The 16,924-nt window shown below is 63.9% G+C and carries 9 protein-coding genes; 7 read left to right on the forward strand and 2 right to left on the reverse strand.

The genetic code is table 11. The features are described 5' to 3' along the window. Positions 1 to 56 precede the first annotated feature (56 nt). From rplL to rpoC, 3 genes are all read left to right on the forward strand, one after another. The gene (gene rplL, locus OKA04_RS08210) at positions 57 to 428 is read left to right on the forward strand and encodes a 50S ribosomal protein L7/L12 (protein WP_264500665.1); all 372 of its coding nucleotides are present in this window, start codon (positions 57 to 59) and stop codon (positions 426 to 428) included. 206 nt (positions 429 to 634) lie between these two features. Further along, positions 635 to 4,519, forward strand: coding sequence for a DNA-directed RNA polymerase subunit beta (gene rpoB, locus OKA04_RS08215; protein ID WP_264500666.1), 3,885 nt, complete (start codon positions 635 to 637; stop codon positions 4,517 to 4,519). 43 nt (positions 4,520 to 4,562) lie between these two features. Beyond that, the gene (rpoC, locus tag OKA04_RS08220; RefSeq protein WP_264500667.1) at positions 4,563 to 8,714 is read left to right on the forward strand and encodes a DNA-directed RNA polymerase subunit beta'; all 4,152 of its coding nucleotides are present in this window, start codon (positions 4,563 to 4,565) and stop codon (positions 8,712 to 8,714) included. Between the two features lie 1,728 nt (positions 8,715 to 10,442). Here the strand turns inward: rpoC and OKA04_RS08225 are convergent. After that, a complete protein-coding gene (locus OKA04_RS08225; RefSeq protein ID WP_264500668.1) occupies positions 10,443 to 12,965 on the reverse strand; it encodes a DNA translocase FtsK in 2,523 nt (840 codons plus the stop codon). A gap of 110 nt (positions 12,966 to 13,075) precedes the next feature. Between OKA04_RS08225 and OKA04_RS08230 the strand changes: the two genes are divergently transcribed. Then, a complete protein-coding gene (locus OKA04_RS08230; protein WP_264500669.1) occupies positions 13,076 to 14,008 on the forward strand; it encodes a type I phosphomannose isomerase catalytic subunit in 933 nt (310 codons plus the stop codon). A 269-nt stretch (positions 14,009 to 14,277) separates the two neighbouring features. Beyond that, the gene (locus OKA04_RS08235; RefSeq protein WP_264500670.1) at positions 14,278 to 14,754 is read left to right on the forward strand and encodes a hypothetical protein; all 477 of its coding nucleotides are present in this window, start codon (positions 14,278 to 14,280) and stop codon (positions 14,752 to 14,754) included. A 21-nt stretch (positions 14,755 to 14,775) separates the two neighbouring features. On the opposite strand, the gene OKA04_RS08240 is transcribed toward OKA04_RS08235, so the two are convergent. Further along, on the reverse strand, positions 14,776 to 15,237 hold the full coding sequence (locus tag OKA04_RS08240) for a very short patch repair endonuclease (protein ID WP_264500671.1): 462 nt from the start codon (positions 15,235 to 15,237) through the stop codon (positions 14,776 to 14,778). Between the two features lie 184 nt (positions 15,238 to 15,421). Here OKA04_RS08240 and OKA04_RS08245 point away from each other — a divergent pair, with 184 nt between their 5' ends. Both OKA04_RS08245 and OKA04_RS08250 read left to right on the forward strand, forming a co-directional pair. Further along, positions 15,422 to 16,015 (forward strand): hypothetical protein, encoded by a 594-nt coding sequence (locus tag OKA04_RS08245; RefSeq protein WP_264500672.1) that lies wholly within the window; start codon positions 15,422 to 15,424, stop codon positions 16,013 to 16,015. A gap of 177 nt (positions 16,016 to 16,192) precedes the next feature. After that, complete coding sequence (locus OKA04_RS08250) at positions 16,193 to 16,843, forward strand: dioxygenase family protein (RefSeq protein WP_264500673.1); 651 nt, start codon at positions 16,193 to 16,195, stop codon at positions 16,841 to 16,843. Positions 16,844 to 16,924: the final 81 nt, after the last annotated feature.

The following is a 16,924-nucleotide window of genomic DNA, read 5'->3' on the forward strand; positions in this document are numbered from 1 at the left end:
CTCCCTGAAATGCCCGGAAGCTTCCGGGTGCGACGATACCGCAAAGGAGAAATACAATGGCCAATATCGAACAACTCGTTGAAGAACTCGGCAAGCTCACCGTCCTGGAAGCTGCCGACCTCGTGAAGAAGCTGGAAGAAACCTGGGGCGTCTCCGCCGCAGCTCCTGTCGGCGTTGCCGTGGCTACCGGCCCGGTCGAAGCCGCAGAAGAGAAGACCGAATTCGACGTCGTCATCACCGACGGTGGTGCGAACAAGATCGCCGTCATCAAGGCCGTCCGCGAAGTGTCGCCGGGCCTCGGTCTCGCCGACGCGAAGAAGGTTGTCGAAAGCGCTCCTGCCAAGGTGCTCGAAGGTGTCTCGAAGGACGCCGCCGAAGCTGCCAAGAAGAAGCTCGAAGACGCCGGCGCCAAGGTCGACCTCAAGTAATCCAGTTACCGGATTTGCTTCGCGGTCCCGTTTTTCGAAGCGGGGCCGCGAAGTCTTCTCCGGAACCGGCGGAAGCCGTCACGAAAGTCCCTCCCAACCAGCGACCGTTTCCGCCGATCCCGGACCTTTTCTCCATCCTCTGAATCTCATTCGCCCGGTGCCGCTAGCGGTCCGGGCTCAACTCGCAAGAAGCACCACTACCAGCCATGGCCGACCGTCTCCACTTCGGGAAAATCGAGGAAGTCATCGAACCGCCGAACCTGATCGAGGTTCAGAGCCGCTCCTACGAGGAGTTCATGCAGAAGGATGTGTCCGCCAGCGAGCGTACCGATGCCGGCCTGCAGGCCGTCTTCCGCGAGGTTTTCCCCATCAAGAGCTACGATGAAGCCATCGAGCTCGACTTCGTGGCCTACGACATCGAGGACCCGAAGATCACCTCGCTGGATGCGCTGCGCACCGGTGAGAGCTTCTCCGCCGCGCTCTACGTGACCTTCAAGCTGAAGGACGAGACCGGCACCAAGAAAGAGCGCGTGTACATGGGCGAGCTGCCGATGATGACCCGCCGTGGTACCTTCATCATCAATGGTGCCGAGCGCGTCATCGTGTCCCAGCTCCACCGTTCGCCGGGTATCTGCTTCGAGACCTCGCAGCACCTGAACGGCAAGATCCTGCACAGCTTCCGCATCATCCCGGACCGTGGTTCCTGGCTGGAAGTGCAGTTCGACACGAACGACCTGCTCTACGTCTACCTGGACCGCCGCCGCCGCCGCCGGAAGTTCCTGGCGACCACCTTCCTGCGCGCCCTCGGCTACCCGACGGACCGCGACATCGTCACGAATTTCTACAATGTCGAGACGCTGAAGCTGAAGGAAGAGATGGACGAGACGGAGCTCGGCCACAAGGTGCCCTTCGAGGACATTATGGACGGCGAGCTGGTCGTGGCGAAGGCCTACGAGCCGCTCACCATCGGCATCGTCCGCCAGCTCATCGCCCTCGGCCACAAGTCGATCGAGGTGATCGACGGCCGCGAGGATGAAATCCTGCTTAAGTCGCTCCGCAAGGACCCGGCGAAGGACGAGGACTCCGCGCTGAAGGACATCTACCGCAAGCTGCGCCCCGGCGACCCGCCGACGGCCGCGAATGCCCGCGCGCTGCTGAAGCGTCTCTTCTTCGACCCGAAGAAGTACGACCTGACCCGCGTCGGCCGCTACAAGATCAACAGCAAGCTCGAGAGCAAGGTCGATCCCGACGAGCGCATCATGGTGCCCGAGGACTTCCTCGCCGCCGTGCGCTACCTGCTGAAGCTGAAGAAGGGCGAGGGCGTCATCGACGACATCGACCACCTCGGCTCCCGCCGCGTGCGTGCCGTGGGCGAACTGCTCTCCAACCAGTGCCGCGTGGGCCTCGCCCGCACGGAGCGTCTGGTGAAGGAGCGCATGACCCTCTTCGACGTGAACATCGAGGGCATGACCCCGCAGAAGCTGATCAACCCGAAGGCGCTTTCCGCCGTCGTGCGCGATTTCTTCGGCCGGTCCCAGCTTTCGCAGTTCATGGACCAGACGAACCCGCTGGCCGAGCTGACGCACAAGCGCCGCCTCTCCGCCCTCGGACCTGGTGGTCTGAACCGTGACCGCGCGGGCTTCGAGGTCCGCGACGTTCATCCTTCGCACTACGGCCGTATCTGCCCGATCGAGACCCCGGAAGGTCCGAACATCGGTCTGATCAACTCGATGTGCACCTACGCCCGCATCAATGAGTTCGGCTTCATCGAGACGCCGTACCGCCGGGTGAAGAGCGGCAAGGTGACGAACGACATCGAGTACCTCACCGCCGACCAGGAAGAGAAGTTCCTCATCGCGCAGGCGAACAACCCGATCGACAAGGGCGGCAAGTTCCTCAACGAGAAGGTCACCGCGCGTGAAGCGGGTGGCGAGTTCATCGAAGTGGATCCTTCCACGGTGAACTACATGGACGTCTCGCCGAAGCAGCTCGTCTCCGTGGCTGCGGGCCTGATCCCCTTCCTCGAGCACGACGACGCCAACCGCGCGCTGATGGGCTCGAACATGCAGCGTCAGGGCGTGCCGCTCCTCGTCTCCGACTCGCCGTACATCGGCACCGGTCTGGAAGCGAAGACCGCCCGCGACTCGCGCGCCGTCATCGTGTCCGAGCTGGATGGCATCGTCGCCGCGGCCACCGCGGAAATGATCGTCACCACGCCGGACGGCAAGATGCCGGTGGCCGATGAGAAATTCCTCTCCGACCCGGAGTCGGTGAAGACGAATCTGGACAAGGGCATCATGGCGTACCCGCTGCGCAAGTTCATGCGCTCGAACGCCGGCACCTGCATCAACCAGAAGCCGATCGTCAAGAAGGGCCAGAAGATCAAGAAGGGCGACGTCCTCGCGGACGGTCCGAACACCGAGAAGGGCGAGCTCGCGCTCGGCCGGAACGTGCTCGTGGCCTTCATGCCTTGGAACGGCTACAACTTCGAGGATGCCATCGTCATCTCCGAGCGTGTGAAGAAGGAGGACATCTACACCTCCATCCACATCGCCGAATTCGACGTGGCCGCCCGCGACACGAAGCTGGGTCCGGAAGAAATCACCCGGGACATCCCGAACGTGGGTGAAGAAGCGCTCAAGAACCTGGACCACGACGGCATCATCCGCGTGGGTGCCGAGGTGAAGCCGGGCGACATCCTCGTCGGCAAGATCACGCCGAAGTCCGAGACCGAGCTGGCTCCGGAAGAGCGCCTGCTGCGCGCCATCTTCGGCGAAAAGGCCGCGGACGTGAAGGACACCTCGCTGCGCGTGCCATCCGGCTGCACCGGCATCGTCCAGGACATCCGCGTCTCCTCGCACGGCAATGCCCGCAAGCGTGCCGAGAAGGTGGATCCCGTCGAGCTCAAGAAGCAGCTCAAGAAGATCAACGACGAGCACAAGAAGAAGGCGGACAAGCTGACCGACGACCTGACGGAGAAGCTTTCCGACATCCTGCTCGGCGAGAAGATCCCGCTCGATGTGGTGAACGCCCAGACCGGCGAGATCATCATCCCGGCGAACCGCAAGATCACCAAGACGCTGCTGCGCAAGCTGGCGTCCGTGCACGACCACATCGAAATCGATCCTTCCCCGATCCGTAACAAGATCCTGGAAATCATCGGTTCCTTCGAGCAGCGCTTCCAGGAGCTCGATACCGAGCGCGAGCGCAAGCTGGACCAACTGGAAGCCGGCGACGAGGTCGATCCGGGCGTCATCAAGGAAGTGAAGGTCTTCATCGCCGCCAAGCGCAAGCTGTCGGTGGGTGACAAGATGGCCGGCCGCCACGGTAACAAGGGTGTGGTCGCGACCATCGTCCCCGAGGAAGACATGCCCTACCTCGCGGACGGCACCCCGGTGGACATCGTGCTGAACCCGCTCGGCGTGCCATCGCGCATGAACGTCGGCCAGGTGCTTGAGACCCACCTCGGCGTTGCAGCCAAGGCGCTCGGCTTCAAGGTCGCGACGCCGATCTTCGACGGTATCCCCGAGACGAAGATCTGGGAATTCATGTCCCAGGCGAAGCAGGTGGACGGCTACACGTGGATCGGTGACGGCAAGGACGGCACCACCGGCGGCAAGTCCACCCTCTATGACGGTCGCACCGGCGAGGCCTTCCACCAGCCAGTCGTGGTCGGCATCATCTACATGCTGAAGCTCGGTCACTTGGTCGCGGACAAGATCCACGCCCGTGCAGTCGGTCCCTACTCGCTCGTCACCCAGCAGCCGCTCGGTGGTAAGGCGCAATACGGTGGCCAGCGCTTCGGGGAAATGGAAGTCTGGGCCCTCGAGGCCTACGGCGCCGCCTACACCCTGCAGGAGCTCCTCACCGTCAAGTCCGACGACGTGCAAGGCCGCACGCGCATCTACGAAGCGATCGTCAAGGGCGACAACAACCTGGAAGCCGGCACGCCGGAGTCCTTCAACGTCCTCATCAAGGAAATGCAATCCCTTGGCCTCGACGTCCGCCCCGGACGCCGCGGATCGACGCCGGGCGGCGTGCCGTCCATCGGCGGCGTGGACGACTTCTCGCTCGACGACCTCACCCTTTGATAGCCCGAACCACGAACCGACATCCCAACAAGCCTAAGACAGCATGAACGTTGATACCAACCTTCGCGAACTTTTCGGCGTGGACGAGCGGCCGGAAGCCTTTGACCAGGTTTCCATCACCGTCGCATCCCCGGATGTCATCCGCTCTTGGTCCAAGGGCGAGGTGAAGAATCCGGAAACCATCAACTACCGTACTTTCAAGCCGGAAAAGGGCGGCCTTTTCTGCGAGCGCATCTTCGGCCCCACCCGTGACTGGGAGTGTGCCTGCGGCAAGTACAAGCGCATCAAGCACAAGGGCGTGGTCTGCGACCGCTGCGGTGTGGAAGTGACGCTGAGCCGCGTGCGCCGCGAGCGCATGGGCCACATCGAGCTGGCCGTGCCCGTGTCGCACATCTGGTTCTACAAGTGCATGCCCTCCCGCATCGGCCTGGTGCTGGACATCAGCGCACGCCACCTGGAGCGCGTCATCTACTACGAGGACTACGTGGTCACCGAGCCGGGCAATACCCCGCTCGAGCGCGGCCAACTGCTCACGGAGAATGAACTCCGCGATGCCGAGGACGCCTACGGCGAGTCTTCCTTCCGCGCCTCGATGGGTGCGGAGGCGATCCAGGACCTGCTCGCGCAGGTGGACCTGGCCGACCTGGCCATCAAGCTCGAGCAAGAGCTGGAGACCACCCGCTCGAAGCAGAACAAGAAGAAGCTGAGCAAGCGCCTCAAGATCACCCAGGGCTTCGCGCAATCGAAGTCCCGCCCGGAATGGATGATCCAGACCGTGCTCCCGGTGATCCCGCCGGACCTGCGCCCGCTGGTCCCGCTGGAAGGCGGTCGTTTCGCGACCTCCGACCTGAATGACCTGTATCGCCGGGTCATCAACCGCAACAACCGTCTCAAGAACCTCCTCCAGCTCAAGACGCCGGAGGTGATCATCCGCAACGAAAAGCGGATGCTCCAGGAGGCGGTGGACGCGCTCTTCGACAACGGCCGCCATGGCCGTGCCGTCACGGGTGCCGGCAACCGTCCGCTGAAGTCCCTGAGCGACATGCTCAAGGGCAAGGGCGGCCGCTTCCGCCAGAACCTGCTCGGCAAGCGCGTGGACTACTCGGGTCGCTCCGTCATCGTCATCGGTCCGGACCTCACTCTGAACCAGTGCGGTCTGCCGAAGAAGATGGCTCTCACCCTGTTCGAGCCCTTCATCATCCGTCGCCTGAAGGAACTGGGCTACTGCCACACGGTCCGCTCGGCGAAGAAGATGATCGACCGCAAGACCCCGGAAGTCTGGGACATCCTCGCGGAAGTGACGAAGGGTCACCCGGTCTTCCTGAACCGCGCACCGACGCTTCACCGTCTCTCGATCCAGGCCTTCGAGCCGAAGCTGATCGAAGGTGAGGCCATCCGCGTCCACCCGCTCGTCTGCACGGCTTACAATGCCGACTTCGACGGTGACCAGATGGCCGTGCACGTGCCGCTCTCGGTGGAGGCCCAGATGGAGGCGCGCCAGCTCATGCTCGCGCCGAACAACATCTTCTCGCCCGCGTCCGGTCGCCCGATCACGACGCCGTCGCAGGACATCATTCTCGGCTCTTACTACCTGACCTGGGCGCCGGTGCGCACCCAGAAGGACCGTGAGAAGCAGGAGCACCTGCCGCTGTTCGAGAATTCCTCCGAGGTCGAGTTTGCCATCGCGTCCCGCAAGGTGGGCTACCACCAGTGGATCCGCATCCGTAACCCCAACTTCGGCAAGCCGGGCACCGTCTATGGCGATCACGAGAACAAGATCCTCGAGACCACGCCGGGCCGCGTCCGCTTCAATGAGATCTGGCCTGCAGGCCTCGGCTTCATCAACCGCACCGTCGGCAAGAAGCAGATGTCGGACATCATCTGGCGCACCTACCAGGTGTCCGGCCAGAAGACCACGGTGCAGACGCTCGATGCGCTGAAGAGCCTCGGCTTCCGCGAAGCCACCCGCTCCGGCACCTCGATCGGTATCGTGGACATGGTCGTCCCGGAAGAGAAGCCGGCGATCATCGCCGACGCCTACGCCCAGGTGGACAAGGTCACGAAGCAGTACCGCAACGGTGTGATCACCGATGGCGAGCGCTACCAGAAGGTCGTGGACATCTGGACGCACGCCACGGACACGATCGCCTCGGCGCTCTACCGCAAGATCGAGTTCAACGACGGCAAGCCCGGCGCGAGCCCGCTCTTCATGATGGTGGACTCCGGTGCGCGTGGTAACAAGAGCCAGATCAAGCAGCTCTCCGGCATGCGCGGCCTGATGGCCAAGCCGTCCGGTGAGATCATCGAGCGCCCGATCACGTCGAACTTCCGCGAAGGTCTGTCCGTGCTGGAATACTTCATTTCCACCCACGGCGCCCGCAAGGGTCTCGCGGACACGGCTCTGAAGACGGCGGACTCCGGTTACATGACCCGCAAGCTGGTGGACGTGGCCCAGGACGTCATCGTCACCCAGCAGGATTGCGGCACCGCCAGCGGTATCGTGGTCGCGCCGATCTATGACGGTGATGAAGAGGCTGCCTCGCTGGCGCTCCGCATCTACGGTCGTACCTCGTGCGAGCAGGTGAAGGACCCGGTGACGGGCCAGATCGTGCTCGATTTCGACGAGCTCGTGGACGAGAACTCGGCCAAGGCTGTCGAGCGCATCGGCTATGAGAAGCTGAAGATCCGCTCGGTGCTGACCTGCGAATCGAAGCGCGGCTGCTGTGCGAAGTGCTACGGCCTGAACCTCGCCACCGGCAAGCCGGTGAAGATCGGTGAAGCGGTCGGCATCATCGCCGCCCAGTCGATCGGCGAGCCCGGCACGCAGCTCACCATGCGTACCTTCCACGTGGGTGGTGCGGCCATGGCGACCTTCAAGCAGCCGATCATCAAGGCGAAGAACACCGGTCGTGTGATCTACAAGGACCTCCGCACCGTCGAGAGCTCCGAGGGCAAGTGGGTCGTGCTGAACAAGAACGGCTCCGTGTCCATCCGCGACCAGGACGGCCTGGAACTGGAAAGCCACATGATCGTCATCGGCTCCGTGATCGAGATCAAGGACGGCGAGGACGTGAAGAAGGCCGACACCGTCGCGACGTGGGATCCGTACAACGTGCCGATCCTCACGGAGAAGCCGGGTAAGGTGGAATTCCGCGACATGATCTCCGGCATCACCGTGACCAACGAGACCGACAAGGAAACGGGCAAGAAGGTCATGGTCGTCACCGAGCACAAGGAAGACCTGCACCCGCAGGTGGTGATCGTGGACGAGAAGACCAAGGAAGTCCGCGCCTCCTACTCGATCCCTGTCGGCGCTCACCTTTCCGTGAAGGAAGGCGAAGTGGTCGCAGGGGGCACGCAGCTCGCGAAGACGCCGCGCAAGGTGGCCCGCACGAAGGACATCACCGGTGGTCTCCCGCGTGTGGCCGAGCTCTTCGAAGCCCGCAAGCCGAAGGATGCCTGCGTGATCGCGAAGATCGACGGCGATGTCTCCTTCGGCGGCACCGTCCGCGGCAAGAAGAAGGTCATCGTCACCGACGCCGACTCTGGCGAGCAGGTGGAGCACCTAGTGCCGATGGGCCGCCACATCATCGTGACCGATGGTGACCGCGTGAAGCGGGGCGACCAGATCACGGAAGGCCCTGTCTCCCCGGAAGACCTCCTCGAGGCTTGCGGTGCGCAGGAACTCCAGGAGCACCTCGTGAACGAAGTGCAGTCCGTCTATCGCGTCCAGGGCGTGGAGATCAACGACAAGCACATCGAGATCATCATCCGCCAGATGCTGCGCAAGGTGAAGATCACCGACCCGGGCGATGCCGACCAGCTCCTGTGGGGCGATCAGATCGACCGCTCGGCCTTCAACCGCATCAACGAAGGCATCGTGGCCAGCGGCGGCAAGCCGGCGGAAGCCGAGCCGGTGCTGCTGGGCATCACGAAGGCCTCGCTCGAGACCGACTCCTTCATCTCCGCGGCGTCCTTCCAGGACACCACGCGGGTGCTGACCGAGGCGGCGACGCTGGGCAAGGTGGACTACCTGACGGGCTTCAAGGAGAACGTCATCATGGGTCACCTCATCCCTGCGGGCTCCGGCTTCGACTGTCACCGCGACAGCGAGATCGAGTTCACCGTGGAAGAGCCCGAGCCGATCTTCGTGCCGACCGCTCCGGAAGGAGAAGACGCCGTCGAGAGCGCTTGAGCGGTTAGCGGGTGATCCGCTGATCGAGAATCAAATCACAAGCCCGGTCGTGCGAAAGCGCGGCCGGGTTTTTTTGTGGGGAGATGGCCATGCATGAAAGGGTTCCGTGCGAGTCGCGGGCGGGGCTTGTTTGATCGAGTGGCCTGCCCCGTATCGCGGCCCTTCAGGCCGCCGGTCTGTGCCCGTCTATTACCCCGGGCGCTGCCCGGGGCTGAGGGATGGCCGGGCCTTTGGCCCTGGGAAGGCGGAGGATGGAGGATGGAGGATGGAGGATGGAGGATGGAGGATGGAGGATGGTGCACTGGTTTTGCCGGCGAGCGTGCTGTGCCAGGGACCTGGGGGATTTTTTCAACCACAGATCGACGCGGATGGACACAGATGAAGAAGGGATGGGTGGATGGGGTGAGGAGGTGAAGCGGACGAAGCGGGTAAGGCATGGATGTGATGGCAGGGCGGGGTGATCGGGGTTCTCAGGGCCAAGGGCCCGGCCATTCCTCAGCCCGGGCCATCGGCCCGGGTGTGGACGGGGAATCGATGGCGGCCTGAAGGGCTGCGATACGTTTCGGTGGGTCTCGACCGGAAGGAAGGCAACGAGGCGATCGCCTTCCGTGAAGGCGTTCCGTGCGGGGCGCGGGCGGGGCTTGTTTGATCGAGCGGGCTTGTCACGTATCGCGGCCCTTCAGGCCGCCGATCTGTGCCCGTCTATTACCCCGGGCGCTGCCCGGGGCTGAGGGATGGCCGGGCCTTTGGCCCTAGGAAGGCGGAGGATGGCGGATGGAGGATGGAGGATGGAGGATGGAGGATGGAGGATGGAGGATGGAGGATGGAGGATGGAGGATGGAGGATGGAGGATGGGGGCCGCTGCTGGAGCGCTGGATTTGGCCGGATTGGGGGGCGAGCCATGGGTGAGAGCTGCTTCGTTGTGGGAGCAGCCCGCTGGGAGCGCGTGCCACCGGCTCGCTTGGACGGGCGTGCGAGGTGATCTAACAGGCACGCCTCTTGATGATTTCCTACGAGCGGCTTTTGCCCTGGGTTCGCCGACCTTCCAAGCGGGCCAGTGGCCACGCGCTCCCAGGGGGGCTTAGGGAAAGTCGGAGCCGGAGTGCTGGCTTCGGCCTGCTTGGATGGGTTTTCGGGAAGGGGGCACGTGAGACCATCGTGGTCCGCATCGCTCCGCGTGCGGTTCGCCGGTAGGGGAGCGGTGGGTGATGCCCGCCGCCATCGCCGCCATGCCAGGAGGCCGCCCCGTGGTGCCTGCTATCCCGAAGCCACAATAACAAAGCCCGCAGCCAGAACTGCTTCGCCGCACGCGGAGCGATGCGGACCACGATGGCACAAGGTCTCCGTCGGCCTTGGGAGCTGCTTCCTTGTGTGGAAGCTGTCTGCTGGGAGCGCGTGCCACCGGCTCGCTTGGACGGATAGGCGAAGTGATCTAACAGATACGCCTCTTGGGTATTTGCTACGAGCGGCTTTTGCCCTGAGTTCGCCGACCTTCCAAGCGGGCCGGTGGCCACGCGCTCCCAGGGGGCGCAGGGTCGCGGCGGGTATGAAGAGCTGCTTCGGGCCGGTCTGATGACCGGCGCTCCCAGGGGAGCGGCGCGGGCGGGGCACTCCGCTTGCGGAAGCACTCCGCCGTTAGCACCTCCGCCGTTAGCACCTGCGGCGTTAGCACCTGCGGCGTGGCACCTGCGGCGTGGCACCTGCGGCACTCCGCCTACAGCGCGGCGCTTACTTGAGGTAGACTTCGCGGGGCTTGGCGCCGTCGCCGGGGCCTACGACGCCGCGGGCTTCGAGGATGTCCACCATGCGGGCGGCACGGGTGTAGCCGAGGCGGAGGCGGCGCTGGAGCAGGGAGGTGCTGCACTTCTGCTCCTGGCGGGCGACCTCGATGCAGCGCATGATGAGTTCTTCATCGGCGGCGGAGATGTCTTCCTCGCCGTCGTCATCGTCGCCGCCATTGTCGATGGAGCGCTGGATATCGACCTCGAAATTCGGCTCGGCCTGGGCGGCGCAGTGGTCCACGAGGCGCTCGACTTCCTCGTCGGAGACAAAGGCTCCCTGCGAGCGCTCGAGCTTCGCGGAGCCGGGCGGGAGGTAGAGCATGTCGCCCTTGCCGACGAGCTTGTCGGCGCCCTTCGTGTCGAGGATGACGCGGGAGTCGAGCTGCGAGGAGACCTGGAAGGCGATGCGGCAGGGGATATTCGCCTTGATGATGCCGGTGACGACGTCCGCGCGCGGGGTCTGCGTGGCGATGATGAGGTGGATGCCGGCGGCGCGGGCCTTTTGGGCGATGCGCGCGATGCACATCTCGACGTCGGCCGGGGCGGTCTGCATGAGGTCCGCGAGCTCGTCGATGAGGACGACGATGTAGGGGTAGCGGTCCGGGATCTTGTCTTCCTCGATGGGCAGCTCGTCCTCGTCGGCCTCGGGTCCGAGTTCGCCGGACTCGAGGGCGGCGGCGATGGACTCGATGGACTCCATGTCCACTTCCTCGTCGGCATTCCACGGCGGGGTGTCCTGCTCGGTCTCCTCGGCCGGGGTCTCGGTTTTCTCCGGGCGGACGCGGTTGTTGAAGGAGTCGAAATTCCGCACGCCTGTCTTCGCGAAGACGCGGTAGCGCTTCTCCATTTCATTCACCACCCACTTGAGCGCGGCGACGACCTTCTTCGGGTCGGTGACGACGGGGACGACGAGGTGGGGCAGCTTGTTGTACATCTGCATCTCGACGACCTTCGGGTCCACCATGATGAAGCGGAGTTCATCCGGGCCGAACTTGAAGAGCATCGAGGCGATGATCGAGTTGATGCAGACGGACTTGCCGGAGCCCGTGGCACCGGCGACGAGCAGGTGGGGCATGGCAGCGAGGTCGCCGATGACGGTCTTGCCATAGACGTCCTTGCCGAGGGCGAGGGGGATCTTCTTCTTCGCGGAGCGGAACTCCGGGTCCTGTAGTAGTTCGCGGAGGGGGACGGAGACCTTCTGGGAATTCGCGAGCTCGATGCCGACGGTGTCCTTGCCGGGAATGGGGGCGAGGATATTGATGCGCTCGGCGCAGGTGGCGCGGGCGAGGTCGGCCTCGAGCTGGGAGATGCGGGAGACACGGAGGCCGGTGGAGGGGTAGATCTCGTAGCGGGTGATGGTGGGGCCGCGGGTGATGTCGCCGGGCGTGACCTCGATGCCGAAGGCGCGGAGCGTCTCGACGATGGTGCGCTGGGTGGCGAGGAGCTCGTCGCGGTTCGCCTCCGGTGCTTCTTCCTCCGGGAGGGCGTCGAGCAGGTCGAAGCCCGGGAGATCGTAGTCTTCGAAGCCGGCGGTGGAGAGGGAGAGATGGCTGGCGGACTTCCGCTCGAAGGGCTTGTCGCCGGGCTTTGGCGCCTCGATGCGGCGCTGGGAGGCATCGAAGATCTGGGGCGCGGGGGTTTCGCGCAGCGGGAGCTCCTGCTGGGAATTTGGCGGGGTCTCGGGAGTGACGGCGGGTGCGGTGGGGGGCACCTTGCCGGTCTCGCGTTCCTTGCGGCGGCGCTCGCGTTCGCGCTCGCGCTCGGCGGCGCGGAGTTCTTCCTTCGCGGTCTCGAGGTTGGTGAGTTCGCGGCGCTCGCGGAAGGCGGCGATCCACCCGGAGACGATGGCGGCGCAGCCCTTCAGGAAGCTGATGGGGCGCTGGCCGGTGATGAGGATGAGGGCGACGAGGTAGGTGCCGCCGAGGAGGATGAGCGAGCCGACCTTTCCGATGAGCTTCAGGAAGATGAAGTGCGCGAGCAGGTAGCCGGTGACGCCGCCGGGGCCGGTGAAGTCATCCGCATGGCCGCCGAGTGCGTGCATGAAGGCGGCACCGCTGAGGGTGAGCACGGTGAAGCCGAGCATGGTGCGCGGCCACAGCCGGGCATCGAAGACGAGCTTCGCCACGCCGAACCAGATGAGCGCGACCGGCACGATGTAGCCCGCCGCGCCGAAGAGCGACACCTGGGCGAAGCCGAGGAAGGCACCGACGATGCCGATGAAATTGTGCGTGGGCTCGCCCGGCGGCGTGGGCTCGGCGAAGGCCTCCATGAGGCCGGTGGAGGGGAGGTCCCGCGGCGTGTAGGAGATGACCGAGAGGAAGGCGATGAGGCCCGCACAAATCAGGATGGCCCCGACGACCTCATTGGACCATCGGGGGACTTCGGGGGCCTCGCCCCGCTTGCGGTTGTCACTCTTTGCCATGTCCGGATTTCCCCCGGCGAGCATCCCCCGCATGGGACGGTGGGGCAAGATTGATTTCGTGGGCTGGAAGGTCTGGAAATCCTTAGTTTTCAATCCCGTGACTTGGGATTGCGCAGATCTGGCTTCCGGTTTTGCCCGCGGGAGGCATCTTCCGCGGCGTGGAACCGATCGTTTTCAGCCCCCTCTACATGCAGCGCGTCTGGGGCGGACGCGAACTGGAGACCAAGTACGGCCGCACGCTGCCGGATGCCGCGCCCTACGGCGAGTCCTGGGAAATCGTGGACCGGGAGAAGGAGCAGTCGGTGGTGAGGGGCGGCAGCCTGGCGGGGCAGACGCTGCACGAGCTGTGGACGGGCCGGCGCGAGGAAATCTTCGGCTCCGGGCTGCCGGAGAGCGAGCGCTTCCCCCTGCTGATCAAGGTGCTGGACGCGCGGGACGATCTCTCCATCCAGGTGCACCCGCCGGTGCATCTAGCGGCGGAGCTGGGCGGCGAGCCGAAGACGGAGATGTGGTACATCGCCGGTGCGGACGCGGGGGCCAGGCTGTATGTGGGCATGAAGCCGGGGGCGACGCGCGCGGACTTCGAGAAGGCGATTGCGGACGGCACGGTGGCGGACTGCGTCCACTCGATCGAGCCGCAGGCGGGGGATTCCATTTTCATCGCCTCCGGGCGGCTGCACGCGATCGGCGCGGGCTTCCTGATCCACGAGATCCAGCAGAACAGCGACACGACCTACCGGGTGTTTGACTGGAATCGCCTGGGGCTGGATGGCCAGCCGCGCGAGCTGCACGTGGCGGAGTCGCTGGCGAGCATCGACTTCGAGGACTTCGCGCCGGGGATGGACGTGGCGCGGGGGACGGTGATCGCGGAGTGCGAGTTTTTCCGCGTGGAGAAGCTGGTGCTGGCGGCGGAGGAGACGGCGGGGAACCGGGACATCGGGCGATTTTCGATCTTCTCCGTGGCGGAGGGCGCGGTGGTCTGCGAGGGGAACCGCTTCACGAAGGGCGACTTCTTCCTGCTGCCGCAGGGCGCCGGCCAGCTCCGCGCCGAGGTGGACTCGGTGGTGCTGCGGACGACGCTGCCAGGGTAGGTGAGGGAAGGGGCGGGGTGGGTGCTTGCCCTTCGTAGCGGATGCGCTCGTAGCGGATGCGCTGCGCGCTTCCGGCTGGGCGGGCTTTGTTTGGGGATCGCGACGTTGATTGTGTGGGCGGTCCGCACCCTGCCGGAACGACGAAGTCGTTCCGCTACGAAAGGAGAAAGTTTAGACGCGCCTCGCTACGAGAATCCCTCGTGCACCAGTGCTGGTGACGGGAAAAAAGTGGCTGCTTTCAGAAAACCCGGCGTGATGATAGGTCAGACATGAAAACCACTATCATCATCATCGCAATGCTGGCTGCAGGGGTTGCAGGCCTCTCCGCGGAGGAGACGAAGGCAAAGGTGAGCATCGACGAGCTTCACGAAAACAAGACGCTCGTGGGAAAGCTAGGTGAGCCCTTTGGCAAATTGCTCCGGGTCAGGTGCCGTGCCTTCGTCCCGGACAAGAACAAGCCACTCTCCAAGGCGGATGAATCCGAAGAATGGGTAGAGATCATGGCCGCTGATGGAAAGCTCTTCGGAGTGCCCATCCTGATGAAATGGCGCGCTTTCCAGATCAATCCCGTGGCGAAGCCCGCGCCCGGCAAGACGATCGAGGTCTGGGGATACGAGACGGGAGGATTCGAGGGCATGCCCAATGGAAGCTTCGAGCACGTGCCCAGGGTGGCCGGCACCGGGTTCCGGTTCGTCAGCTCTCTCGTCGCGCTGAAGGAGATCGAACCGAAGGAGGAGAAGAAATGAATGCGTGAAGTAAATTGAGGATCACTCCTTGCGGACCTTGGGGTGCACCCGCGGCTTCCCCTCGATCAGCACCGGCAGGCGCTTCTCCAGCCACTCGCGTGCGGCCCTTGTCTTCACGGTGCAGGCCCACAGGGTGACGACGTGCCAGCCCAGCCGGTGCAGCTCGTTTTCCACGCGGGCGTCGCGGGCCTTGTTTCCGGCGATCTTTGCCTCCCACCAGTCGCGGCGGGTACTCGGCATCTTGAAGTCCGGGCAGTGCTCGTGGCCGTGCCAGAAGCATCCGTGGACGAAGATCGCCACGTGGTGTTTTGCCAGCACCAGGTCCGGCCGTCCGGGCAGGGACTTGTTGCGCGGGCCGGCGACGGTGAAGCGGTAGCCGAGCCGGTGCACCATCGAGCGCACCAGCAGCTCCGGCTTGGTATTGCTGCCGCGGATGCGGGACATCACCTCCGAGCGCTTTTCCGCGGACCAGATGTCGGCCATGCGTGGAATAGCGCGGAGGAATCCACCCGGCGCAAGCGGATAGACGGGCAGCTTCGCTTGAAACCGGCGAATTCCGCTCGGTTGTTTGCAAGTGGAGTAGCGTGCGGCAGCGTGGCTTTCCGCTCCTCTGCAAGGTGGCGATTGCAAGAGCCGTGCGGCCTACATATGAGAAGGCAAGATGAAGATGATAAAGACGATTCCTCTCCTGGTCACCCTTTTGACTTGCGCGGCGTCGCAAGCGGCATCCGTGATTTACCGTTTCGATGGAGTCGTCTCAGGAAGCCTCTTTGACGACTCGAGGATATTTGAAAGCCAGCACGGTGTTATCATGGGCGTCACCACGGTAACCTACTTTTTTGAAGTGGACTTTGATCGTGATGCCGGTCAATTTACCACCCCCGTACAGACGGTGGAGTATTTCTACAGCGAACTCAAGGGGGACGGATTGGCCGAGTCCTTCATGGGCAGCACGTATGATCAAGATGCAGTCCAAGGCGCCAATATTGATTTCTCTGACTTTCACGATACTGGCAAGTTGACTGGCGGCAAGGTGGTGACGATCCACACCAACGATACGAGAACGTCCTTGTGGCGAGTCGAAGACTGGCAGGTTGGACAGAGTTTTCTATTCACGGATGTCACCCGGCCCGTAGGAAGCGTAACCAGCATAGGACTGCATGGTAACGTCACGCTGACATCCATTGAACCAGTCCCCGAGCCTGCTTGCGCCACATTGGCCGGCTTGGCTGGACTTCTCGCCCTGCGCCGCCGCCGGTAGTTGCGGCGGTCATGTTCCCGCTTGCTCTGCGAGAGGGGGGCTGCGGAGACCTGATCATTTTCACTTTTCTCAAGTTGGATCCATGGATGCTTCTTGTGTGGATCGCTAAAGATGAATGGTTTGTGGAAGAATGGAATCGACGATCTGCTTCGGTTCTCACAAGATCCACCCACCGCCATGCACCTCCTCAACCGCCGCCGCCTGCTGAAAAACTTCACCCTCGGGGCCGCGGGCCTGTGGGTGCCCGGGGCCTTCGCCGAAGCGCTGACGCTCACGCCGAGGCAAACCGAAGGGCCTTTCTACCCCGTGAATCTGCCGCTGGACACGGACAATGACCTGATCGTCCTGAATGATGGCCTCACGCCCGCGCTCGGGGAGATCACCCACTTCAGCGGCAAGGTTACCGACGTGAAGGGCGCGCCGATCCGCAATGCGGTGGTGGAGATCTGGCAGGTGGACCACCACGGCGTCTATATCCACGAGGGCAGTGATGGCGTGGAAAAGCGCGACAAGAATTTCCAAGGCTTCGGCCGCTTCCTCACCGGCTCGACCGGCGAGTATTACTTCCGCACCATCAAGCCGGTCCGCTATCCCGGCCGCACGCCGCACATCCACGTGGCGGTGAAGATGAAGGGCCACAAGAAGTGGACGACCCAGTGCTACATCAAGGGCGAGAAGCAGAACGACACGGACGGCGTGATCCGCGGCATCAAGGATGAGAAGCAGCGCGCCTCGGTGATCGTGGACTTCCTCCCGCTGCCCGGCGTGAAAACCGGCGAGCTGGCGGCGCGCTTCGACATCGTGATGGGATATACGCCGGAGGCATGAAAAAAGCCGGGAAGCAGGTTCGATCCGCTTCCCGGCTTTTGTTTGGTCATTCGGGCGGAATGAATTCCGCGCTCCCAGGGA

The sequence above is a fragment of the Luteolibacter flavescens genome (genome assembly GCF_025950085.1).
In the GTDB taxonomy this organism is placed as follows: Bacteria; Verrucomicrobiota; Verrucomicrobiia; order Verrucomicrobiales; family Akkermansiaceae; genus Haloferula; species Haloferula flavescens.